22 protein-coding genes are annotated in these 21,981 nt (G+C 73.2%); 11 read left to right on the top strand and 11 right to left on the bottom strand.

Annotated features, from left to right (window positions below; translation table 11 throughout):
- The first annotated feature begins 33 nt into the window (after positions 1-33).
- Positions 34-1,278 (top strand): YeeE/YedE family protein, encoded by a 1,245-nt coding sequence (locus tag DEF28_RS17735; protein ID WP_114399859.1) that lies wholly within the window; start codon positions 34-36, stop codon positions 1,276-1,278.
- Positions 1,279-1,303: 25 nt separating this feature from the next.
- On the opposite strand, the gene rsgA is transcribed toward DEF28_RS17735, so the two are convergent.
- Both rsgA and aroA read right to left on the bottom strand, forming a co-directional pair.
- Entirely contained in the window at positions 1,304-2,284 is a 981-nt protein-coding gene (gene rsgA, locus DEF28_RS17730) for a ribosome small subunit-dependent GTPase A (RefSeq protein ID WP_114399847.1), read from the bottom strand.
- A complete protein-coding gene (gene aroA / locus DEF28_RS17725) occupies positions 2,281-3,558 on the bottom strand; it encodes a 3-phosphoshikimate 1-carboxyvinyltransferase (RefSeq protein ID WP_114433213.1) in 1,278 nt (425 codons plus the stop codon). The genes rsgA and aroA overlap by 4 nt, the downstream gene beginning before the upstream one ends.
- A gap of 203 nt (positions 3,559-3,761) precedes the next feature.
- On the opposite strand from aroA, the gene DEF28_RS17720 reads away from it, so the two are divergent.
- Complete coding sequence (locus DEF28_RS17720; protein ID WP_114399848.1) at positions 3,762-4,253, top strand: OsmC family protein; 492 nt, start codon at positions 3,762-3,764, stop codon at positions 4,251-4,253.
- Positions 4,254-4,304: 51 nt separating this feature from the next.
- On the opposite strand, the gene DEF28_RS17715 is transcribed toward DEF28_RS17720, so the two are convergent.
- Positions 4,305-4,790, bottom strand: a complete 486-nt coding sequence (locus tag DEF28_RS17715) for a DoxX family membrane protein (RefSeq protein ID WP_158562868.1) — start codon at positions 4,788-4,790, stop codon at positions 4,305-4,307.
- Positions 4,791-4,950: 160 nt separating this feature from the next.
- On the opposite strand from DEF28_RS17715, the gene DEF28_RS17710 reads away from it, so the two are divergent.
- A complete protein-coding gene (locus DEF28_RS17710; RefSeq protein ID WP_114399850.1) occupies positions 4,951-5,823 on the top strand; it encodes an SOS response-associated peptidase in 873 nt (290 codons plus the stop codon).
- Between the two features lie 246 nt (positions 5,824-6,069).
- Positions 6,070-7,737 carry a phosphomethylpyrimidine synthase ThiC gene (thiC, locus tag DEF28_RS17705; RefSeq protein WP_114399851.1) on the top strand — a complete coding sequence of 556 codons (1,668 nt, stop codon included), beginning with the start codon at positions 6,070-6,072 and terminating at the stop codon, positions 7,735-7,737.
- A 91-nt stretch (positions 7,738-7,828) separates the two neighbouring features.
- On the opposite strand, the gene DEF28_RS17700 is transcribed toward thiC, so the two are convergent.
- Complete coding sequence (locus DEF28_RS17700) at positions 7,829-8,695, bottom strand: methyltransferase domain-containing protein (protein WP_114399852.1); 867 nt, start codon at positions 8,693-8,695, stop codon at positions 7,829-7,831.
- 359 nt (positions 8,696-9,054) lie between these two features.
- Here DEF28_RS17700 and DEF28_RS17695 point away from each other — a divergent pair, with 359 nt between their 5' ends.
- The 5 genes from DEF28_RS17695 (at position 9,055) to DEF28_RS17675 (ending at position 13,558) form a co-directional block, all read left to right on the top strand.
- Complete coding sequence (locus DEF28_RS17695; protein ID WP_114399853.1) at positions 9,055-9,699, top strand: sigma-70 family RNA polymerase sigma factor; 645 nt, start codon at positions 9,055-9,057, stop codon at positions 9,697-9,699.
- Positions 9,696-9,983: a mycothiol system anti-sigma-R factor gene (gene rsrA, locus DEF28_RS17690; protein ID WP_114399854.1), complete on the top strand. Its 288-nt coding sequence runs from the start codon at positions 9,696-9,698 to the stop codon at positions 9,981-9,983. The genes DEF28_RS17695 and rsrA overlap by 4 nt, the downstream gene beginning before the upstream one ends.
- Positions 9,984-10,639: 656 nt before the next feature.
- Entirely contained in the window at positions 10,640-11,965 is a 1,326-nt protein-coding gene (locus DEF28_RS17685) for an HD-GYP domain-containing protein (protein WP_114399855.1), read from the top strand.
- The gene (locus tag DEF28_RS17680; RefSeq protein WP_114399856.1) at positions 11,962-13,353 is read left to right on the top strand and encodes an HD-GYP domain-containing protein; all 1,392 of its coding nucleotides are present in this window, start codon (positions 11,962-11,964) and stop codon (positions 13,351-13,353) included. Before DEF28_RS17685 ends, DEF28_RS17680 begins: the two co-directional genes overlap by 4 nt.
- Complete coding sequence (locus tag DEF28_RS17675) at positions 13,346-13,558, top strand: biotin/lipoyl-binding carrier protein (protein ID WP_114399857.1); 213 nt, start codon at positions 13,346-13,348, stop codon at positions 13,556-13,558. Before DEF28_RS17680 ends, DEF28_RS17675 begins: the two co-directional genes overlap by 8 nt.
- A gap of 93 nt (positions 13,559-13,651) precedes the next feature.
- On the opposite strand, the gene DEF28_RS17670 is transcribed toward DEF28_RS17675, so the two are convergent.
- Positions 13,652-15,313: an acetolactate synthase gene (locus DEF28_RS17670; protein WP_114399858.1), complete on the bottom strand. Its 1,662-nt coding sequence runs from the start codon at positions 15,311-15,313 to the stop codon at positions 13,652-13,654.
- Between the two features lie 166 nt (positions 15,314-15,479).
- Positions 15,480-16,220, bottom strand: coding sequence for a GntR family transcriptional regulator (locus tag DEF28_RS17665; RefSeq protein ID WP_114397690.1), 741 nt, complete (start codon positions 16,218-16,220; stop codon positions 15,480-15,482).
- Positions 16,221-16,385: 165 nt separating this feature from the next.
- Here DEF28_RS17665 and DEF28_RS17660 point away from each other — a divergent pair, with 165 nt between their 5' ends.
- Positions 16,386-17,945 (top strand): sensor histidine kinase, encoded by a 1,560-nt coding sequence (locus DEF28_RS17660; RefSeq protein ID WP_114397667.1) that lies wholly within the window; start codon positions 16,386-16,388, stop codon positions 17,943-17,945.
- A gap of 142 nt (positions 17,946-18,087) precedes the next feature.
- Here the strand turns inward: DEF28_RS17660 and DEF28_RS17655 are convergent, their stop codons facing one another.
- Both DEF28_RS17655 and DEF28_RS17650 read right to left on the bottom strand, forming a co-directional pair.
- The gene (locus DEF28_RS17655) at positions 18,088-18,351 is read right to left on the bottom strand and encodes a WhiB family transcriptional regulator (protein WP_114397668.1); all 264 of its coding nucleotides are present in this window, start codon (positions 18,349-18,351) and stop codon (positions 18,088-18,090) included.
- A gap of 342 nt (positions 18,352-18,693) precedes the next feature.
- Positions 18,694-19,632, bottom strand: coding sequence for a diacylglycerol/lipid kinase family protein (locus DEF28_RS17650; protein ID WP_114397669.1), 939 nt, complete (start codon positions 19,630-19,632; stop codon positions 18,694-18,696).
- 91 nt (positions 19,633-19,723) lie between these two features.
- Here DEF28_RS17650 and DEF28_RS17645 point away from each other — a divergent pair, with 91 nt between their 5' ends.
- Positions 19,724-20,128: a hypothetical protein gene (locus DEF28_RS17645; RefSeq protein ID WP_114397670.1), complete on the top strand. Its 405-nt coding sequence runs from the start codon at positions 19,724-19,726 to the stop codon at positions 20,126-20,128.
- A 55-nt stretch (positions 20,129-20,183) separates the two neighbouring features.
- Here DEF28_RS17645 and DEF28_RS17640 read toward each other — a convergent pair whose 3' ends face one another.
- The 3 genes from DEF28_RS17640 to DEF28_RS17630 all read right to left on the bottom strand — a co-directional run.
- Positions 20,184-20,942, bottom strand: a complete 759-nt coding sequence (locus DEF28_RS17640) for an RNA polymerase sigma factor SigF (protein WP_181874279.1) — start codon at positions 20,940-20,942, stop codon at positions 20,184-20,186.
- Positions 20,943-20,983: 41 nt separating this feature from the next.
- Positions 20,984-21,409, bottom strand: a complete 426-nt coding sequence (locus tag DEF28_RS17635) for an ATP-binding protein (protein ID WP_114397672.1) — start codon at positions 21,407-21,409, stop codon at positions 20,984-20,986.
- Positions 21,410-21,516: 107 nt separating this feature from the next.
- Positions 21,517-21,981, bottom strand: a 465-nt coding sequence (locus tag DEF28_RS17630) for a GNAT family N-acetyltransferase (protein WP_147281068.1), incomplete at its 5' end; no start/stop codon positions are given.

The raw sequence follows: 21,981 nt of genomic DNA, 5'->3' as shown, positions 1-21,981 counted from the left end.
GCCCCGGCCGGTCCCCAGCCCTCCGGCGGCCGGCTGACCCGGCTGCTGACCGTCAACGCCCTGTCCGCGCCGCCGCCCGCCGCGCCCCGGCCCGACCCGGTCCGCTGGCTCCCGCTCGGCGCGGCGCTGACCGGCCTCGCCGCGCTGGCCGGCTACGTCGGTTCGGTGCACGGCGCCCGCCCCGCCGTCCTGCTGCTGCTCGGCGGCGGGCTCGGCGTCGCGCTGTTCCACTCGCGGTTCGGGTTCACCTCGGCGTGGCGGCAGCTCGTCGCGGTCGGCAACGGCACCGGGCTGCGCGCGCACGCGCTGCTGCTCGGCACCACGGCGACGCTGTTCGCGCTGATCATCGGCACCGGGACCGGGCTGTTCGGCAGCACACCGGCGCCGTCCGCCGGGCCGCTCGGGACCGCGCTGCTCCTCGGGGCGCTGCTGTTCGGCGTCGGCATGCAGCTGGGCGGCGCGTGCGCCTCCGGCACGCTGTTCGCGGTCGGCTCCGGCCAGAGCACGATCCTGCTCACGCTGTTCGGGTTCATCGCGGGCTCGGTGCTCTACAGCTGGCAGTGGGAGCTCGTCGCCGACCTGCCGGCCCTGCCGCCGTTCGTGCTCGCCGACCATGTCGGCTGGTTCGGCTCCTGGCTGGTGACGATCGCCGCGCTGGGCGCCGTCGTGCTGGTCACCCGGCTGGTGCAGAACCGCCGCACCCCGCCGCCCGTCGGCGCGGTCCCGAGCGCCACCGGCGCCCTGCGGATCGTGCGCGGCTCGTGGCCGCTGCTCGCCGGGGCCGTGGTGCTCGCCGTCCTCGGCGCGGCCGTACTCCTCGTCTCCGGCGGCGCGTGGGGGATCACCAGCGCGTTCAACCTGTGGGGCGCGAAGTTCCTCCAGCTCGTCGGGCTGCACCCAGAGGAGTGGGCGTTCTGGCGGCAGCCCGACCAGGCCGCCCAGCTGGCCGGGCCGGTGCTCGCCGACAAGAACAGCCTCACCGACATCGGGATCATGCTCGGCGCCGCCGTCGCCGCCGCCGCGGCCGGGGCGTGGAAGCTGCACACCGGGATCCGGTGGAACGTCGCGGCCGCCGCCGTACTGGGCGGCGTGCTCATGGGGATCGGCGCCCGGCTGGCCGGCGGGTGCAACATCGGCGCCTACCTCGCCGGGATCGCCTCGGGCAGCCTGCACGGCTGGGTGTGGGGCGCGGTGGCGCTGGCCGGCACCTGGCTGGGGCTGCGGGCCCGCACCCTGTTCGGGCTGGGCAACCCCAAGCCGACCGACAGCGTCTGCTGACCGCGCCCGTTCCCGGGGCCGCGCCTCAGTCCACCGCTTCCCGGCTGCTCAGCAGCCGCCGCATCGACGCCACCCGCGCCGGGTCCAGGCGGCCCTCGGCCAGCCAGGCGTCGAGCGCGCACCCCGGGGTGCCCTCGGCGTGCGGGCAGTCCGGCGGGCACTCGGCGACGGCCTCGGCCAGGTCCGCGAAGCCGGCGACGACGTCGTCCGGCCGGATGTGCGCCAGCCCGAAGCTGCGCAGGCCGGGGGTGTCGATGATCCATCCGCCCTCGATCGGCAGCGCCACCGCCGAGGTGGAGGTGTGCCGCCCGCGCCCGGTCACCGGGTTGACATGCCCGACGGCCCGCTCCGCCTCCGGGACCAGCAGGTTGACCAGCGTGGACTTGCCCACCCCCGACGACCCGACCAGCACGCTCAGCCGACCCAGCAGGTGCCCGCGCAGCTCGGAGAGGTCGCCGTCGCGGCGGGTGACCACGTACGGCGGGCCGAGGGTGGCGTAGGTCGCCAGCAGCTCGTCGGGGGCCGCGAGGTCGGACTTGGTGAGGCAAAGCAGCGGCTCCAGGCCCGCGTCGTAGGCGGCGACCAGGCAGCGGTCGATGAACCGGGGCTGCGGCTCGGGATCGGCGAGCGCCGCGACGATCACCAGCTGGTCGGCGTTGGCGACGATCACCCGCTCCACCGGATCGGTGTCGTCGGCGGTGCGCCGCAGCACCGATCGGCGCTCCTCGACGCGGACCACCCGGGCCAGCGTGTCGGGACGGCCGGAGAGGTCGCCCACCAGCGCCACCCGGTCGCCGACGACGATGCTGCCGCGCCCCAGCTCGCGGGCCTTCATCGCCACGACCGCCCGGTCGTCGACCAGGCACGTGTAGCGGCCCCGGTCGACGGCGGTCACGAACCCCTGCTTGGCGTCCTCGTGCTTGGGGCGGTTGCGGGTGCGCGGCCGGGAACCGCCGCGGGCCCGGATCCGGACGTCGTCCTCGTCCAGGTAGCGCCGGCCGCTCACGCGGTGATCCCCGCCCACAGCTCGGGGAAGTCCGGCAGTGTCTTACCCGTGGTGGCGATGTCCTCCACCTCCACTCCGGGCACCGCGAGTCCGATGACGGCGCCGGACGTGGCCATCCGGTGGTCGTCGTAGCTGCGGAACACGCCGCCGTGCAGCGGGCGGGGCCGGATCAGCAGCCCGTCCGGCAGCTCCTCGGCGTCCCCGCCGAGCGCGTTGACCTCCCGGACCAGCGCGGCGATGCGGTCGGTCTCGTGCCGGCGCAGGTGCGCGATGCCGGTGAGCCGGGACGGCGTCTCCGCGAGCGCGGCCACGGCCGCGATCGTCGGGGTGAGCTCGCCGACGTCGCGGAGGTCGGCGGTGATGCCGCGCACGCGGCCGGTGCCCCGCAGCGTCAGCCCGGCGTCGTCCAGCGCCACCTGCCCGCCCATCTCGGTGAACAGGCCGCGCAGCGCATCGCCCGGCTGGGTGGTGGCCCGCGGCCAGTCGCGGACGGTGATCCGGCCCCCGGTGACCAGCGCGGCGGCCAGGAACGGTGCGGCGTTGGAGAGGTCGGGCTCCACCGCGATCTCCCCCGCCTTGACCGGCCCGGGCGCGACCCGCCACACGTCGGGGGTGCCGCTGTCCACCTGCACGCCCGCGGCCCGCAGCATCCGCACCGTCATGTCCAGGTGCGGCTGGGAGGGGACCGGCGGACCCTCGTGCCGGACCTCGACGCCCTCGGTGAACCGGGCGCCGCTGAGCAGCAGGGCCGAGACGAACTGCGACGAACCCGACGCGTCCAGCGTCACCGGCCCGCCGCGCAGCGCGCCGCGCCCGCGGATGACCAGCGGGAGCGCCCCGCGGCCGCCGTCGTCGATATCCGCCCCCAGGGCGCGCAGCGCCGCGATCAGCGGACCGACCGGCCGCTCTCGGGCGCGCGGATCGCCGTCGAACCGCACGTCGCCCTGGGCGAGAGCGGCCAGCGGCGGCAGGAACCGCATGACCGTGCCCGCGTTGCCGACGTCCACGGTCGCCGGCCCCTGCGGTGCCGCCGGTGTCACCAGCACGTCCTCCTCGCCGTGCGGGGCGATGCCGGTGCCCAGCGCGCGGAGGGCTCCGGCCATGAGGTCGGTGTCGCGGCTGCGCAGCGGACGCCGGACGAGCGCGGGGGTCTCGGAGAGCGCCGCCAGGACGTACGCGCGGTTGGTCATGGACTTGGAACCGGGCAGGCCGACCGTGGCGTCGACGGGCCGGGCCGCCGTGGGCGCGGGCCAGTGCGGTGCGGAGTTGGGCATAACCCAAGGTTAGCCGTCGGCGTGTCGCGCGGGCTCCGGCCGCCGCGGACCGGGCCCCCGGCGTGCCGCTTGGCGTCGCGGCCGCAGGGGTAGGGGAGGCAGGTCAGGGCCCCGCGCGATCGGCGGGGCCGGGTGGACGGCCGGACACGGCGGTCCGGCAGTCTGAGGGCGCGTCCACAGATCCCACACCGACGGAGGCCGCCGTGGCGGAGAAGCACCACCACTTCGAGGTCCGCGTGCGCTGGACCGGGAACACCGGCGCGGGCACCACCGGCTACCGCTCCTACGAGCGCTCCCACGACGTCGAGGCCGACGGGAAGCCGCCCCTGCCCGGATCGGCCGCCGTCGCCTTCCGCGGCGACGCGGACCGCTGGAACCCGGAGGAGCTGCTGATGGCGGCACTCAGCCAGTGCCACATGCTCTCCTACCTGGCGGTCGCCGTCGCCGCGAAGGTGAACGTCGTCGACTACACCGACACCGCGACCGGCACGATGGTCACCCACGCCGACGGGTCCGGGGAGTTCACCGAGGTGACGCTGCACCCGGTCGTCACCGTCGCCGACCCCGAGAGCGCGGACACCGCCCGACGGCTGCACCGGCGGGCGTCCGAACTCTGCTTCATCGCCCGTTCGGTGAACTTCCCGGTTCACCACGAACCGGTGATCCGGACCGCCGGCGCGGCGGCCGCGCCCTGACCCCGGCCGCACGGAGCGGCAGCCGCCCCTGGCCGGTGTCGTGTCGACACGTCAGGCGCGCGTCCGGGCCCGGAGCCGCCCGGGCCACCGCGGGGCGGACGCCGCGGCGCCCAGCCGGGCAGCGGTCAGCCGCGCCGCCGCCTCCGCGCGGCGGCGCGGCGCGGACGGCCGGCGGCGCGGCTCCGTGGCCGCCAGGACCAGCGCGCCGAGCAGGCTGAGGTCCCGGACGGCCGTGCGGCGCAGCGCGCCGCGTGCCTCCGGATCGCCGTCCCGGGCGTCGCGGACGCGCGCGACCAGGGTCGGGACCGCCTGCGCCGCCAGCACGAGGCAGGCCGCGCGGGGCGCCCGGCCAGTGGCCAGCAGCGCGCCGCCGGCCACGCTCGCGGCGCCCAGCGCCCGGGCCGCCAGCTCCGGATCGTCCGGCAGCCAGGCGTTGCGTTTAGCCAGCCGGCGCACCGTGGGTGCGAGCCCGTCGGCGCGGGACGCGGGGTTGCGCAGTGCCTCCAGCCCTTCGAGGACGAACGGGGCGGCGAGCATGCGCCGAGCCTGATTGCGTAGCACTCCCATGGTGTCGCGTATACCCGGGGCGGCGGCGAACATCCCTGCGAGTCTGCCGGCGTTTGGCGCCGCCGTCGAGTCCCGGGGCCCGGCCGGACGACGCGCGGCCCGCGTCACCGGGTGCTCGTAGGCTGGTGCCATGTGTGGTCGGTACGCGCAGGCACGCAACCAGCACGAGCTCCAGCTCGCGTTCGATTTCCCGGCGGCCGGGCGGGCGGGGGAGCCCGCCGCGGACGCCCGCTCGTGGCCGCCCCTGGAGGAACTGGCGGCCGACTACAACGTCTCGCCGGGCAAGCCGGTCTACGCGGTGCTCGGGCCACCGCCCGGCGGCGCGGACGCCGGGCGCCGCGCCGCCGGCCCGCAGTACCTGCGCACGCTGCGCTGGGGGCTGGTGCCGTCCTGGGCCAAGGACCCCAACGTCGGCTACCGGATGATCAACGCGCGCGGTGAGACCGTCGCCGAGAAGCCCGCCTTCCGGGCGGCGTTCGCCCGGCGGCGGTGCCTGCTGCCGGCCGACGCCTACTACGAGTGGCAGCTGCTGCCCGACCGCGCCCCGGGCACCACCGAGCCCGGCACCTCGCCGGCCACCGACGCCGGCCACAAGGCGCGCAAGGCCCGGGCCCGCAAACGCCCCTACGCGGTGCGCTACGCCGACGGCCGGCCGCTGGCGCTCGCCGGGCTGTTCGAGCGCTGGCGCGACCCGGAACGGCCCGACGACGACCCCGGCGCGTGGCTGTGGAGCTGCGCGGTGATCACCACGGAGGCCGCTCCCGAACTGAGCCACATCCATGAGCGGATGCCGGTCGTGCTGCCCCGCGACACGTGGGACGACTGGCTGGACCCGGCCGCCGACCCGGGCCGGCTGCGACTGCTCATGGAGAGCACGCCGGTCGCCGACTTCGAGGTCTACGAGGTCGGGACCGAGGTCAACAGCATCCGCAACAACGGCCCGCGGCTGCTGGACCCGGTCCCCGCCGACATCGAGCCCGCCGAGCCCGAGACGCTGTTCTGAGGCCCCTCCGGGCGGTTCCCCGGCGCCGCGCCCGTCGGCCTGGCGCGGCGCCTGCGGGGGGCTGGCGCCGCGCCCGGGCGGAACGTATCGTCGGGACGGACCGTGCCGCGCCACCGCGCGGCACGGACAAGTGAACACCGCGGGAGCTCGCGCCATGGCGGGCTGAGAGGGCGGCTGGACCCCCGAGGGGCCGGTGCCGCCGACCGCAGAACCTGTTCGGGTAATTCCGGCGTAGGGAGGCGTGCCTTGACGGCGCTCGACGATCACAGCGTCCGACCCACCGTGACCACCGGCCCCATCGCGGGTTCGGAGAAGGTCCACCACGAGATCCACGACCCCGCGACGGGGTGCGTGCTGCGGATCCCGCGGCGCCGGGTCGGACTCGCCAACGGCACCCACATCGACCTGTACGACACCTCCGGCCCGTACACCGACTCCACCGCCGCCATCGATCCGCGCGCCGGCCTGCCCCGCACGCGTGAGGCGTGGGCGGCACGGCGCGAACCGGTCGGCGGCGCCGCCACCCAGCTGGCCTGGGCCAAGGCCGGCCTCATCACCCCCGAGATGCGGTTCGTGGCCGACCGCGAGGGGATGGATCCGGAGGCCGTCCGCGCCGAGGTCGCGCTCGGCCGCGCGGTGATCCCCGCCAACCGGCGGCACCCGGAGTCCGAGCCGATGGCCATCGGCAAGCGGTTCCTGGTGAAGGTGAACGCCAACATCGGCAACTCCGCCGTCAGCTCCTCCATCGAGGAGGAGGTGGAGAAGATGGTGTGGGCGACCCGCTGGGGCGCCGACACCGTCATGGACCTGTCCACCGGCCAGCGCATCCACGAGACGCGGGAGTGGATCCTGCGCAACTCGCCGGTGCCCGTGGGCACCGTGCCGCTCTACCAGGCACTGGAGAAGGTCAAGGGCGACCCCGCCAGGCTGTCCTGGGAGGTCTACCGCGACACCGTGGTCGAGCAGGCCGAGCAGGGCGTGGACTACATGACCGTGCACGCCGGCGTCCTGCTGCGCTACGTGCCGCTGACCGCGCGCCGGGTCACCGGCATCGTCTCCCGCGGCGGCTCCATCATGGCGGCCTGGTGCCTGGCGCACCACCGGGAGAACTTCCTCTACACGCACTTCGAGGAGCTGTGCGAGATCCTGCGCGGCTACGATGTGACCTTCTCCCTCGGCGACGGCCTGCGGCCCGGATCGATCGCCGACGCCAACGACGAGGCCCAGTTCGCCGAACTCCGCACCCTCGGCGAGCTGACCCACCTCGCCCGCGCGCACGACGTGCAGGTGATGGTGGAGGGTCCGGGCCATGTCCCGCTGCACAAGATCGCCGAGAACGTCCGGCTGGAGGAGGAGCTGTGCGGTGAGGCGCCGTTCTACACCCTCGGGCCGCTGGCCACCGACATCGCCCCCGGCTACGACCACATCACCTCGGCCATCGGCGCCGCCCAGATCGCCTGGCACGGGACCGCGATGCTGTGCTACGTGACCCCCAAGGAGCACCTGGGCCTGCCGGACCGCGACGACGTGAAGACCGGGGTGATCACCTACAAACTGGCCGCGCACGCCGCCGACCTCGCCAAGGGGCACCCGCGCGCGCAGGAGTGGGACGACGCGCTCTCCCAGGCGCGCTTCGAGTTCCGGTGGCGGGACCAGTTCCACCTCGCCCTGGACCCCGAGACCGCGCAGGCGTACCACGACGAGACGCTGCCGGCCGAACCGGCCAAGACCGCGCACTTCTGCTCGATGTGCGGTCCCAAGTTCTGCTCGATGCGGATCTCGCAGGACGTCCGCGCGTTCGCCGAACGCCGCGGGCTGTCCACCACGGCCGCGATCGAGCACGGCATGCGGGAGAAGTCGGCGGAGTTCGCCGACGGCGGGAACCGGGTGTACCTGCCGCTCGCCGACGACTAGCCCGCGGCGGCCGGCCGCGGGCCCCGCGCCCAGGGCGCGTCGGGGAAGGCGCTCCGGGACCGCCGCCCCGGAAGTCCTTTCCGGAGACGCCCTAGACGGGTTTGCGCGCGCTCGCGAGCAGGTGGACGCCGACGTAGTCGTCGGACTCCGCCGCTTTCAGCTCCATCTCCACGAGGCGGTTCAGCGCGCCGGGATCGCTGCCCAGCACCGTGTCGACGGTCGACGCCGACAGCACGGTACGCGGCTTGACCCATTCGAGCTCCAGGCCGACGTCGACGAGGAGCTCGCCGAGCTGCTCGCCGGTGAAGCACCGGGTGATGCTGCCGTCGGGCCAGGGCACCAGCAGGACGTCGGCGTTGGGCGCGAAGCTCAGCTCCGGCCAGCGGTCCTGCTCGGCCAGCAGCGCCATGCCGAGCACCACCGAGTCGACGCACAGCAGGGTGCGCCCGCCCGGCCGCAGCACGCGGTGGATCTCGGCCAGGGACGCCTCGGTGACCAGGCGCTGGGAGAGCACCCGGTTGTCGGCGATGACCCCGTCGAAGACCTCGCTGGCGAAGCCGGTCAGGAAGGTGGCGTCGGCGACGACCGAGCGCAGCCGCCCCGGGCGCCGGTTGCGGCCGGAGCCGTTGGGGGAGGCGGGCGGCACCGCGTCCCACCGCGGCGCCAGGTCGACGGACGGCAGCAGCGTGACCACGTCGTGGCCGGCGGCCGCGGCGCGCGGGGCGCCGCGGAAGTCGGGGCCGGACAGGTCCAGGATGCAGCCGGGTTCGCGCGGCAGCCACCTGGCGAGTTGGACACCGGCCACCGCCCAGTAGAAGCGCCAGTACGCCGTCAGCGAGTCGGTCGTGGCGAAGTGGGCCGCGGGTGACCGGGGTGGCGGCGGATCAGCTGCTGGTCGGGGTGCCGACGCGTGTGCCGCGAAACTGGAGGACGGTCGCACGCACGCTCCTCTCCCCATGCCTTTGATGAGGGTTTACCCCTACTCTTCCATGCTGCACCTCTCCGATTCAGGAGAAAACGAAAGATCAGTGCGGTTCCGATCTCATCGTGGCCGGAATCAGGGGGAAGCGGCGGTTGTTGGGACCGACAGCACCGCTGGACCGGGAGGCCGCGGGCGCCCCGGCTCGCCGCGGCCGCCCGCCCGCCGAACCGGAGGACGAGAGTAAAGGCAGGTCGATGCCGGCTTCAACAGACGTCCTGGTGAGGGAGCGCCCCGGAGCCGGGGTGCGGGCCTTGAACGTGCGTGCCGGGTCCCCCGCATCGTATGGTGTGGCTACGGTTGCCCGAGGGGAGACCAGCACAAGGAGGCCGGCGGGCTTGAATCAGGGCCAGGAGACACTCGACGAGCGTGGAGCTCGGTTCGAACGGGATGTGCTGCCGTTCCTGGACCAGCTCTACTCGGCCGCGCTGCGCATGACGCGCAACCCGTCCGACGCCGAGGACCTCGTCCAGGAGACCTTCGCGAAGGCGTTCGGTTCGTTCCACCAGTTCAAGGAGGGGACGAACCTCAAGGCGTGGCTCTACCGCATCCTCACGAACACCTTCATCAACTCCTACCGCAAGAAGCAGCGCGAGCCCCGGCAGGCCGGGACCGAGGACGTCGAGGACTGGCAGCTCGCGCAGGCCGCCTCGCACTCGTCCAGCGGCCTGAAGTCCGCCGAGGCCGAGGCGCTGGAGCACCTCCCGGACTCCGACGTCAAACGGGCGCTGCAGGAACTTCCCGAGGACTTCCGGATCGCGGTCTACCTCGCCGATGTCGAGGGCTTCGCCTACAAGGAAGTCGCCGAGATCATGGACACCCCCATCGGCACCGTGATGTCGCGGCTGCACCGCGGCAGACGCCAGCTGCGCTCCCTGCTGGAGGAGTACGCGGTCGAGCGCGGATTCCTCTCGCGGGAGGCGGCGGAGTCCGTGGCCATGGGTGCGGCCAATGGCGGCGCGAGTCGGAGGGACCAGCGATGAGCTGCGGCGAACCGCACGCTACCCCGTGCAGCGAGGTGCTGGGGAAGCTCTACGCCTACATCGACGGCGAGCTCGAAGAGGCCAACTGCGCGGACATCCGCGTGCACCTCGACGAGTGCCGCGAGTGCCTGCAGGAGTACGGCCTCGAAGGCGCCGTGAAGAAGCTGGTGGCCCGGCACTGCGGATGCGACCCGGTCCCCGAGGACCTGCGCGGCAAGGTGCTGAGCCGGCTGGCCGCCGCGCGCGCGGACCTCCAGGTGCGCGAGGCGGGTGTCGAGACCTGACCCCGGTGCCCGGCGCGCGGAGCCGGGGTGGTCCTTGCGGCTCCGCCGCGTAGCGGTACCCTCGGAGCCACGCTCGCGGGGCACCGGTACGCGTGCGGCGCCCTCCGGGCCGAGACCGATGAGGTGGAAGTCCACGATGAGCCGACCGGACCCCGGCGGGTGACGGATGACTACGTACGGTGACCGCGGCTGCCGCGGCTGTCCTGGCGGAAGCCGCCGGAGCGCCGCGGAGAGCGGCGGAAAGAGGGCGTCCGGCAGCATAAATTTTGCTGCGGAGAGTTACCGTTATAAGTACGAATTGGATTCGTATTTCCGCTCTTTGGAACTCGTGTAACGATTCATTCTCACGGTTGGCTCACGGTTCGCGGTGAGGCAATGAGATACCTGTGAACTGACGTTAAACTGGCCGCTATATCCGCTGTATCGGGCAATATCGCGCCGTTCCCGGGGGAGAGACGGAAACGGCGCGGGGAGAGGGGAAAGCGGTGGGTCCACTGTTCGGAAAGCTGGCGTTCTTCGCGATCGCCGCCGCGCTCTTCATGACCACCTACGGCACGTGGCAGTGGTGGTAGGAGGAGGACCATGAGGCTGGGGCGAGCGGTCGGCACAGGGACGGAGGGCAAGGAGAGTTGCGTGCGCTTCCGGCAGTCGCGCGGGTGTACGTGTGCCTCGTCGTCCTGGGGGCCGCCGCCGTCCTGGTCATAGGGCCCTACGAGGGCATCGCCCCGGAGACCCTCATCCTGCTCGCGGTCGTCTTCGTGGTCGCGGAGTCGATCGCGAGGCTGGTCGACGGAGGGCGTACCGGGATCTCGCCGAGCCTGTCGGTATCGCTGGCGGCCGTGGTCATCACCGGCCCGGTCGGCGCCGCCGTCGTGGGTCTGTGCTCGTCACTGCTGCTCCGGCGGCAGGGACTCGTCAAGCGGCTGTTCAACGGCGGCCAACTGGCGCTGACCGGGTACGCGGCCGGCCACGCCTTCCAGTTGCTGGGCGGCGAGCAGGGCGTACCCGACCGGTCCGACTTCCCGTGGATCGTGCTGCCCTTCACCGCGTCGATCCTCGTGCACACCGTCGTCAACGTGCTCCTGGTGACGACCCTCATGTGGTGCCTGGGAGTCGTCCGGATCCAGCAGGTGCGCACGGTGCGCTGGCGCCCGCTCGCGGTGCTGGAGCTGTCCTCGATGGGCTACGGCATGCTCGGCCTGTTCATCGCGGCCGTGTGGGGGCTGGTCGGCGCGTTCGCCGTGCTGCTGGTGCTGCTGCCGCTGTTCATCGCGCGGTGGGCGTTCGACCAGTACATCGCCGAGCAGCGCGCCCACGACGCCACGCTCGCCACGCTCTGCCAGGCGGTCGAGACCAAGGACTACTACACGCGCGGGCACTGCATGCGGGTCTCCAAGGCCTCCGGCATGATCGCCCAGGAGCTCGGGATGCACGCCGAGCGCGTGCAGACCATCCGCTACGCCGGGATGCTGCACGACGTCGGCAAGCTGGGAGTCCCGACCAAGGTCCTGCAGAAGTCCGGCAAACTGACCGAAGAGGAGTTCGCCGCCATTCAGCTGCACCCCATGCGCGGATACGAGATCGTGCGGGAGATCGGATTCCTCGACGAGGCCCTGGCCGGCATCATGCACCACCACGAGCGCATGGACGGCCGAGGGTATCCCATGGGGCTCGCTGGCGAGGAAATCCCGGAATTCGCGCGTATTATCTCGGTCGCGGACGCCTTCGACTGCATGACGTCCACCCGCTCCTACCGCAAGGCCCGCTCCATCGAGGAGGCCATCGCGGAATTGCGCCGGTGCGCCGGCCCGCAGTTCGACCCGCGGATGGTGGACGCCCTGATCAGCGCGGTCGCGCGCGACGGGTGGGAGACCCCCGACGCCGTCGAGCCGCCTGACGACGACCTGGTTGAAGTGGCCCAGCAGGACCACGACGATCCCAGCGTCCCCCTGCGGGTCGCCAAAGAGGCCGAGAGATCATGACCCCTGGTGTGTCGTCGCCCCGGACCCGGCAGCAGCGCGGACCGTCCCGGCAGCGGTTCGACCCCACCCGCGTGGTGCTCATCGCGGTGGCGTCGGCCGGTGCGGCCGGGTCGCTGTGCTGGACCTCGCTCACCGGATTCGTGGAGCCGCATGCCGCGCTCGCCTTCGGCGTGCTCGTGGCACTGGGCGAGCTGGCCCGCATCACGCTGCCCGGGAACCGCGAGGTCGCGCCGATCGCCTCCGCGGGGGCCATCGGCTACACGTTCCTCGTCACCATCGGCGGCGAACCCGTCCACCACTCGCCTGCGCAGGTGATCGCGGTGGTCGCCGTCGGGCTGGCCGTCGGCGAGCTGCCGCACGTCGCGGTGGGCCGCACCCCCCGGTGGAGCGACCTGGCGCGCCGGCTGCTCATCGTCGCCATCATCGCGGTGGCGTTCCGGCCCTCCACACTGTGGCTGGAGCCCTCGGGGCCGCACTGGGGCTACAAGCTGAGCATGATGGGCGCGCTCGTCATGCTGGTCTGGCTCGTCGACTCCGCGATCGCCGCCGCCATCCGCGCGGAGCGGCTGCGCACCCGGTTCACGGTGGCCTACCGCGACGAGGTGCGCGCCCTGCTGCCCATCGGGCTGGCCGTCGGCGCCTCGGGCATCCTCATCGCGCTGGCGAGCAGCGTGATGGGGCTGGTCGCGCTGCTGGTGTTCACCGCGCCGCTCCTGGTCACCCAGGTGGCCTTCCGCCGCTTCGCCGAGATCCGGCTCACCTACCTGCAGACCGTGCGGGCGCTGTCGCGGGTCACCGAGGTCGGCGGCTACGTCGAGACCGGGCACTCGCGCCGGGTCAGCCGGCTGGCCCAGGCGGTGGGCTGCGAACTCGCCATGCGCGAGTCGGACCTGCTCGAACTGGAGTACGCGGCGCTGATGCACGACATCGGGCAGCTCTCGCTGCGCGACCCCATCCCGAGCGGGGCCACCGTCCTCGCGCCGCCGCGTGAGCAGCGCCGCATCGCCGAGCTGGGCTCCGCGGTGATCCGGGAGACCGGGGTGCTCGACAGCGTCGCGGACCTGGTGCGGCGGCAGTGCGAGCCCTACATGGGCGACGGCGACGACGGCCCGCCGCCCCTGGGCAGCCGCATCATCAAGGTCGCCAACGCCTTCGACGACCTCGTCGGCGAGTCCAAGGACCGCGACCGGATCGAGGCCGTGCTGCAGCGGCTGCGGATGGACACCGACCGCGAGTACGACCCCGCGGTCGTCGAGGCGCTGGCCTCGGTGCTGAACCGGCCGGCCCCCCGGTGGTCGGGTGTCCGCCTGCTCTCCGGAACTCCTCTAGGATCAGGCGGGTCACCAAGCATGGCGGAGCCGGCACAGGAGGGGGCACGGGATGGCTGAGATCCGGGCGGAGATGGTCGCCAGCGTCTGGAAGGTCGCGGTGGCGGAGGGGGCCGAGGTCGCCGAGGGCGACACACTGGTCATCCTGGAGTCCATGAAGATGGAGATCCCGGTCCTCGCGGAGGACCCGGGGACCGTCGTGAGCCTGGCCGTGGCCGAGGGCGACGTCGTGCAGGAGGGGGACCTGCTCGCGGTGGTCGACTAGCGCCTGGCGGCGGCCTGGTGCCGGTGCGCCCCGGAGGGGCGGCGGCCGCCGCCGTGCCGCCCCGCCGAGGCTCCCGCACCGGGAGGGGCGCCGCTACACGCCCATCGTCGCCCGCGGGTACACGTTCTCCGGGTCGGTGACGATGTTGACCAGGTAGGGGACCCCTGAGTCGAAGGCGCGGCGCAGCGCCGGACCGATCTCCTCGGGGTCGGTCACCAGCTCGCCGCCGCCGCCGAGGGCGCGGACCACCTCGTCGTAGCGCGTGCCGGGCCTGAGCTCGGCGGCCACGTCGTAGCCGTAGACCAGCCGCATGGGGGCCTGCTCCAGCCCCCAGACGCCGTTGTTGCCGCACACCATGACCACGGGCAGGTCGTGCCGGACCAGCGTGTCGACGTCCATGAGCGAGAAACCCGCGGCGCCGTCCCCGAGCAGCGTCACCACCTGGGCGGACGGCCGGGCCAGCCGGGCCGCGACGGAGTAGCCCATGCCGGTGCCCAGGCAGCCGAAGGGCCCGGGGTCCAGCCAGTTGCCGGGCCGCCGGGGCTCGACGTACTTCCCGGCGTAGGAGACGAAGTCGCCGCCGTCCCCGATCACCACCGCGTCGTCGTCGAGGACCCGGTTCAGCTCGCCGTAGATCCGCGCGGGATGGATCGGGTCCGATGTGCTGGCGAGTGCCTCGGCGTCGGCGGCGGCCGCGGCCTTCGCGGCCTCCGCCAGGCGGCTCCGCCACTCGGCGACCTCCGGGCGCGGTTTCGCCGCGTCGCCGATCGCCGTCAGTGCGGCCGTGAGGTCGCCCGAGACCGAGCCGGCGAGGGTGAGGTGGCCGGCCACCTGGCCGGGGGAGTCGGTGACGTGCACGACCCGCGCCAGCGGTGCGCCGTCCTGGCCGCCGAACAGCCCGTGGCGGATCCGGAAGTCCAGCGGCGTGCCGACCACGACGACGAGGTCGGCCTGGCCGAAGGCCGCGCCGCGGGCGCGCGAGACCAGCAGCGGGTGTCCCGCCGGCAGGACGCCGCGCCCCTGGCCGTTGGCCACCACCGGGATGCCGAGGTGCTCGGCGACCCGCAGCGCGGCCTCCTCGGCGCCGTCCAGCCACACGTCGGACCCGAACACGAACAGCGGGTGCCGGGCCTCGCCGAGCAGCCGCGCGACCGCGGCGACGGCGTCGGGATCGGGCGTGCGGCCGACCTCCTCGGCCGCGCCGGCCAGCTCGACCTCCGCCTGGTCGTACAGGTGGTCCATCGGCACGTCGAGGAACACCGGGCCGCGGTGCGCGCTGTTGGCGAGCGTGAACGCCTCGTCGACCGCGGCCCCGATGCCGGCCACCCCGTGCACGGTCCAGGCGCGCTTGGTCACCGGGGCGAGCAGCGGCGGCTGGTCCAGCTCCTGGAGCAGGCCCTGCCCCCACCGGCCGTCCGGGGCGCGCCCGCCCAGCACCACCAGCGGGGAGCCGCTGAAGTAGGCGGTGGCGATCCCGCTCACGCCGTTGGTCACCCCGGGGCCGGCGGTCAGCACCGCCCAGCCGGCCCGCCGGGTGAGCTTGCCGATCCCCTCCGCCGCGAACACCGCCGTCTGCTCGTGCCGGACGTCCACCAGGCGCATCCGCGGCTCGGGCCGCACGGCGCCGTCGTACAGCGGGAACACGTGCCCGCCGGACAGGGTGAACATGGTGTCCGCGCCGTGGTGGCGGGCGACCGTCACGGCCTGCGAACCTCCGTGGCCGGAGAGGCTGCCCGAGAACGGGGACGTGCTCATACGGGGGTCACACTCCTTGGGGCGGCGGCGGGCCGGAGCGCGGGACACCCGCCCGGCCCGCCCGCGGCGTCAGAACCTACCGTCGGGTAGGTCGAGCGTAGTGACGCGCGGCACACCGCGACAAGGCGGCGGCCGACTCCGCCGCGCGGCGGTCGCGCCCGGGAGGTCAGTCCTTGGGCGGACGCAGCCGGGTGACGAACTTGTAGCGGTCGCCGCGGTACAGCGACCGCACCCACTCGACCGGATGCCCCTCGGCGTCGAAGCTGTGCTGGCAGTGCAGCACCAGCGGCAGCCCGACGTCGACCCCGAGCAGCCGGGCCTCGTTGGGGGTGGCGAGCACGGTCTCGATGGTCGCCTCCGCCTCGGCCAGCCGGACGTCGTAGGCGCTGGCCAGCGCCTCGTACAGCGAGGCGTAGCGGTCCAGTTGGCGGCGCAGGCCGGGGAAGCGCCGGGCCGCGAGGTGGGCGGTCTCCACGGCCATCGGCTCGCCGTTGGCGAGCCGCAGCCGCTCGATGCGCAGGACACGTCCGCCGGAGCGGATCGCGAGTAACTCCGCGAGGCTCTCGTCGGCGTTGATGTAGCTCACGTCCAGGATGCGGGTCGCGGGGTGCAGCCCGTGCGAGCGCATCTCCTGCGTGTAGCTGGTGAGCTGCAGCACCTGCGCGACCTTCGGCTTGGCGACGAAGGTGCCCTTGCCCTGGATGCGCAGCAGCCGTCCCTCGACCACCATCTCGGTCAGCGCCTGGCGCACGGTCGTGCGCGACGTACCGAACCGGGTCGCGAGCGTCCGCTCCGGCGGCACGGGGTTGCCGGCCGGCATGGTCGCGATGAGTTCCAGCAACTGCTTCTTCACCTGGTAGTACTTCGGAACTCGGGGACCGTCTTCGAGCGTTCGCTGAGCCGTCACGTCGGTTTCCTCCACCGCTTCCCACCCGTTCGGCATGTGCCGCATCCTCGCAGGGGCCGCCGACCGTCCCGCGCCCGGGGCACGCCGGCGGCCGACCAATGGTCCAGACCAATCCTGGATTCATGCGTCCCTTGAGTATGCCCGCACTCGTGGGATGATTTGTGAGTGCCTCACCTCAGCGATCTGATCCGGCGGTACACGGCGCTGAAGACCGCCGATCTGGAATGGCTGCACTCCCTGGTCTCCGACTGGCAGCTGCTGGCCGACCTCTCCTTCGCCGACCTGGTGCTGTGGGTCCGGCTGCGCGACGACGGCGGCTGGGTGGCCGTCTCGCAGATGCGGCCGACCACCGGCCCCACCGCTTTCCAGGACGACGTGGTCGAGACGGTCCTGCGCGACGGCGTGACCGACTCCACGGCGCCCTCGGGCGGCCTCGGCGTCCAGCTGGCCGCCAAGCGCGCGCTGATCGACCGCGCGTGGACGGAGGGGCGGATCTGCCGCGAGGGCGACCCCGACTGGTCCGGTGGGGTCCCGGTGCGTGAGGAGACCATCCCGGTGCGCCGCGAAGGCCACCTCATCGGTGTCATCCAGCGCAGCACCAACCTCAGCTCGGCGCGCACGCCCAGCCGCCTGGAGCTCACCTACCTGCAGAGCGCGAGCGACCTGGCGCAGATGATCGCCGAGGGCGCGTTCCCGTTCAGCGACCAGGGCCCGCTCATGGTGCGCTCACCGCGGGTCGGCGACGGCCTGCTCCGGCTGGACGAGGAGGGGACGGTCGTCTACGCCAGCCCCAACGCCCAGTCGGCCTACCGCAGGCTCGGCCTGACCGCCGACCTGGTGGGGGCCCGGCTGGACCGCACGACACTGGAGCTCTCGGCGGTGGGGGACGCCCGCGACGAGTCGCTGACCTGGACGGCCAGCGGCCGCGCGCCGCAGGAGGCCGAGGTCGAGGCGCGCGGCTCCACCATCCAGCTGCGCGCGATCCCGCTGGTGATCGACGGAACCCGCATCGGCGCGCTGGTCATGGTCCGCGACGTCACCGAGCTGCGCCGCCGCGAGCGCGAGCTGATGACCAAGGACGCCACCATCCGCGAGATCCACCACAGGGTCAAGAACAACCTGCAGACCGTGGCGGCGCTGCTCCGGCTCCAGGCACGCCGCCTGCAGATCCCCGAGGGGCGCGCGGCGCTGGACGAGGCGGTGCGCCGGGTCGGCTCCATCGCGATCGTGCACGAGATGCTGTCGCACACCCCCGACGAGATCGTCGACTTCGACGACATCGCCGACCGGGTGATCGAGATGGCCGCCGAGGTCTCCTCGACCGGTGCGCCGGTGCTGCCCCGCCGGGTGGGCAACTTCGGCCTGCTCTCCGCCCTGGTCGCGACCCCGCTGTCGATGGTCCTGGCGGAGCTGGTCCAGAACGCGGTCGAGCACGGTCTGCGCCACGGTCCGGGGACGATCCGGGTGGTGGTGCATCGGGAGGACCCGCCGCCCTCCGCGGACGAGGACGCCGGCAATCGGCTGCGGATCGAGGTGACCGACGACGGGGGCGGGCTGCCCTCGGACTTCGACATCGAGGGCACCACGAGCCTGGGGCTGCAGATCGTGCGCACCCTCGTCGTCGGAGAGCTGGGCGGCACGCTCGCGTTCACGCCCCAGGCGGACGGCGGGACCAAGGTGTCGATCGAGCTCCCCGTGGAGCGCGACGAGGAGCCGGCCTTCTAGCCGCGTGCGGACGCACCGGCGGCGCGGGGCGCGGCGGCAGCGGCGGTCCCCCGGCACGGCCCGCCGGCCGCGGGCGGGCCGTGGGTCCCGGTTCGGGGCCGGGTGAGGCGGCGGCCACCCCCGGGTGAGGAGGGCGGCGGGGTCAGACCGCGGTCCGCAGCTGCTCGGCCGGGCGCAGGGAGCGGCGGCGCTTCAGGGCGCGGCGCTCGTCCTCGCTCATCCCGCCCCAGACGCCGCCGTCCTGGCCGCTCTCCAGGGCCCACCGCAGACAGGAGCTGGTCACCGGACAGCGCCGGCACACCTCCTTGGCTTCCTCGATCTGGATCAGTGCCGGTCCGGAGTTCCCGATGGGGAAGAACAGCTCGGGGTCTTCGTCACGGCAGGCAGCGTGGTGGCGCCAGTCCATGCGGGTCCACTCCTCACGGTGAGGCGTTCTGGGGCGTACGCCTTGTGAATGAATTCACTAAGTCAGACGCTGTTTCGGGGCCACGTCTTCGTCGGTCCCCGATTCGCTTACGCGCCCGGGTAACGGGCCGGCCGTGGCCACCTCCAAGTGGCTTGCGGGGCGCGGATCCGATATGGTCGCGGCCACTGACACCGGAATGGTCCGTTTACTTGCCCGTAACGTGCGGCGACACTTTGAGCCTGTCAGGGATGGTTGGCGCATGCAAGGGGTGGGCTGGTCTATCCTGTCGGACCAGGTGTCGTGTGCGTCACAAGCCGTTTACCTGCCTGTGGTAAGCGCCGTTCACCCCACCATTCGTAACGCCTTCGGAATGGACCGGAAATTGACTTGTTTCCGGCGTCCGAGGTATTCCCCGTCGATCTGGAAAGCGCGGGGGCGCCGGGCGCGCAGGACGAACTCCTGCTGGTCGTGCCACGTGAGGTACCCGCGGCCTGACGGCGGCAGCCCCCGGTGCGACACCATCTTGCGCAGGACGGTGCTCGCCGTCACCGAGTTGAGCCGGGTCAGCGCGAACGCGTCCAGCCCGAGCTGGAAGCGCGAGCGCGGCGTGGGCTGCACCGGCACCGAGCCGGCGTAGGTCCACGGGGTGGTGTTGGTGACCACGGCGAAGTAGAGGTCGGTGACCGAGCCGTAGCCGGGGATCTCGATGGCCAGCGAGGGATCGCGGATCTCCCGGCCCTTCAAGAACATCTGCGTCGCGATGCTGATGTAGAGCGCCGGCGACGCCCGCCGCCCGCGCCGCCGCTGCCGCTCGACCTCGCGCACCACCTCGGCGTCCCAGCCGAACCCCGCGCAGAACGTGAAGTAGCGGCCGTCCTCCGGGCCGTCGATCTGGCCCAGGCCGACCGTCCGGTAGCCGCCGTTGCGCAGCGCCTCCAGGACCGCGCCGGTCGCCTCGATCGGGTCGGCCGGCAGGCCGAGCGCGCGGATGAACACGTTGGCGCTCCCGCCGGGGAGCGCGGCGTAGGCCGGGCGGGGCAGCTCCGGCGGAGCGGTCAGCAGCCCGTTGACGACCTCGTTGACGGTGCCGTCGCCGCCCAGGCTGATGACCAGCTCGTAGCCCTCGCGCGCCGCTTGGCGGGCGAGCTCCTTGGCATGGTCGCGGTACTCGGTCTGCACGACGTCCAGCGCGATGTCGCTGGCGATCGCGCGGACGATGACGTCCCGGGACCGGGGGCTTGTCGTGGTCGCCTGCGGGTTCACGATGAAGAGCGCGCGCACGCCGCCAGTGTAGGGCGTGTCCCGGCGGGCCGCGCCCGCCGCGGACGCCGCCCCCGGAACCGGGCAGCGGCCGGGGCCGATACAGTGAAGCGTGGCCCGACGACCCCTGACCCTGATCCTCGCCGCCGGCCTTGAGGCGCTGCTCTGCCTCGCCGTGGCGGCCGAGGGAGTCTTCGTGCTCGCCAGCACCCTGCTGGGCCGCGCCTCGGACGTGGAGTTCGCGCTGCCGCTGGCGGTGTTCGCCCTGGGGGCCGCCGCGGCGCTCGGTTACGTGGCGTGGGGGCTGTACGCGCTGCACAGCTGGGCCCGGACCCCGGTGGTGCTCACCCAGATCTTCGCGATCGTCGTCGCGGCGTCGCTGTGGTCCAGCGGGCAGCAGGTGTGGGGCGCGGCGCTCGGCGCGGTGGCCGTGGCCGCACTGGGGCTGGTCCTCGCGCCGCCGACCACGGCGGTGCTCTTCCCGGCGGACGACGCGGCGCGGCGCGGATCCCGCTGAGCCGCGACGCCGCGGGGGACCGCCGAACCGGGACGCGTCGACGTCCCGGACGCGGTCAGTCGTCGGTGGTGAGCGCCTGGCGGAGCTGGGCCAGCGTGCGGGCCAGCAGCCGCGAGACGTGCATCTGCGAGATCCCGAGCTCGGTGGCGATCTGCGACTGCGTCATGTTGCCGAAGAACCGGAGCAGCAGGATGCGCTTCTCCCGCGGCGGCAGCTGCTCCAGCAGGGGCTTCAGCGACTCGCGGTACTCGACCCCCTCCAGGGAGTCGTCCACGATGCCGAGCGAGTCGGCCACCGCCGGGGCGTCCTCGTCGCCGCTGTCGGGAGCGTCCAGTGAGACCGTGGAGTAGGCGTTCGCCGACTCCAGGCCCTCCAGGACCTCCTCCTCGGTCATCCCGAGGTGCTCGGCGAGCTCGTGGACGGTCGGCGCGCGGCCTTCGCGCTGCGAGAGGTCGCTGACCGCCTTGGTCAGGGAGAGCTTCAGCTCCTGCAGCCGGCGCGGAACCCGCACCGCCCAGCCCTTGTCGCGGAAGTGCCGCTTGATCTCGCCGACGATCGTGGGCGTGGCGTAGGTGGAGAACTCCACGCCGCGCTCCAGGTCGAAGCGGTCGATGGACTTGATCAGGCCGATGGTCGCGACCTGCGTGAGGTCGTCGAGCCACTCCCCGCGGTTGCGGAAGCGGCGCGCCAGGTACTCCACGAGGGGCAGGTGCAGCTCCACGAGCTCGTCGCGGATGCGCTGCCGCTCCGGCGAGTCCGCGGGGAGCTCGCTCAGGCGCTCGAACAACTCTCGTGCACGGGCCCGGTCGGGCACCGCGTGCTCCGTCTTCGCCGTCAGAGCGGGCCCCCTCTCGCTCACGCCGACTCCACCACGTCGCGGCGTTTGTGCAGGACGATGGTTACGCGGTCGTCGGGGCCGACACCTGCGTCGACCTCGCCGGCCAGGGCCGACAGGACGGTCCAGGCGAACGTGTCACGGGCCGGGAGGCGGCCGTCGGCTGTCAGTACCGAGACGGCGATGCGCATGCCGTCGCCGGTGAGTTCGAACTCGGTGGTGAGATCTGTGCCCGGGAGTGCCTGGGAGAGCAGCATGGCGCACGCCTCGTCCACGCCGATACGGAGGTCCTCGATCTCGTCGAGCGTGAAGTCGAGCCGGGCCGCCAGGCCTGCCGTCGCCGTGCGGAGGACGGACAGATAGGCACTGTCGGCCGGCATCCGGACGGTCACCGCGTCCCGTACACCCATGGCATCCGCCGTCGGCACAGCGGTTTCTTCGGTCACGTCCCTCCTTCGGGAAGCGAGATTGCCGCTTGACTGCAATCTATCTTGTTTCCCCGCGGCCCCGGTGCACGCGCCGCGTTTCGTGTGCCGCCGCGGCCGCCGGGGGGTCAGCTCCGGCCGAGCTTCTCCAGGCCCTCCCCGTCCAGCCGGAAGGTGGTCCACTCGTCCATGGGCCGGGCGCCCAGCGCCCGGTAGAACTCGATCGACGGCGTGTTCCAGTCCAGCACCGACCACTCCAGCCGCTGGTAGCCGCGCTCCACGCAGATCCGGGCGAGTTCGGCGAGCAGGGACCTGCCGTAGCCGTGTCCGCGCAGTTCGGGGCGGACGTAGAGGTCCTCCAGGTAGACGCCGTGCCGCCCGGTCCAGGTGGAGAAGTTGCGGAACCACAGCGCGAAGCCGGCGATCTCAGGCTCCCCGTCGTCGCCGACGTGCTCGGCGACGTGCGCGAAGGCGGCGGCCCCGGGCGCGAACAGCGCGGCGGTGAGGTCGTCGGGCGTGGAGAGCACCTGCTCGGGCGCCCGCTCGTACTCGGCGAGCTCGCGGACGAGCCGGTGGATGGTGGGGACGTCGTC

Source organism: Marinitenerispora sediminis, assembly GCF_003336425.1.
Lineage (GTDB): Bacteria > Actinomycetota > Actinomycetes > Streptosporangiales > Streptosporangiaceae > Marinitenerispora > Marinitenerispora sediminis.
This window is presented reverse-complemented; position numbering and strand designations above follow the sequence as displayed.

Bases quoted from the DNA above. Each gene is read 5' to 3' on its own strand.
- DEF28_RS17670 (WP_114399858.1), bottom strand. From the start codon at position 15,313: ATGAGCACGTCCCCGTTCTCGGGCAGCCTCTCCGGCCACGGAGGTTCG.
- DEF28_RS17655 (WP_114397668.1), bottom strand. From the start codon at position 18,351: ATGGACTGGCGCCACCACGCTGCCTGCCGTGACGAAGACCCCGAGCTG.
- aroA (WP_114433213.1), bottom strand. From the start codon at position 3,558: ATGCCCAACTCCGCACCGCACTGGCCCGCGCCCACGGCGGCCCGGCCC.
- DEF28_RS17675 (WP_114399857.1), top strand. From the start codon at position 13,346: ATGGCTGAGATCCGGGCGGAGATGGTCGCCAGCGTCTGGAAGGTCGCG.
- rsrA (WP_114399854.1), top strand. From the start codon at position 9,696: ATGAGCTGCGGCGAACCGCACGCTACCCCGTGCAGCGAGGTGCTGGGG.
- DEF28_RS17710 (WP_114399850.1), top strand. From the start codon at position 4,951: ATGTGTGGTCGGTACGCGCAGGCACGCAACCAGCACGAGCTCCAGCTC.
- DEF28_RS17680 (WP_114399856.1), top strand. From the start codon at position 11,962: ATGACCCCTGGTGTGTCGTCGCCCCGGACCCGGCAGCAGCGCGGACCG.
- DEF28_RS17700 (WP_114399852.1), bottom strand. From the start codon at position 8,695: ATGGGGAGAGGAGCGTGCGTGCGACCGTCCTCCAGTTTCGCGGCACAC.
- DEF28_RS17715 (WP_158562868.1), bottom strand. From the start codon at position 4,790: ATGCTCGCCGCCCCGTTCGTCCTCGAAGGGCTGGAGGCACTGCGCAAC.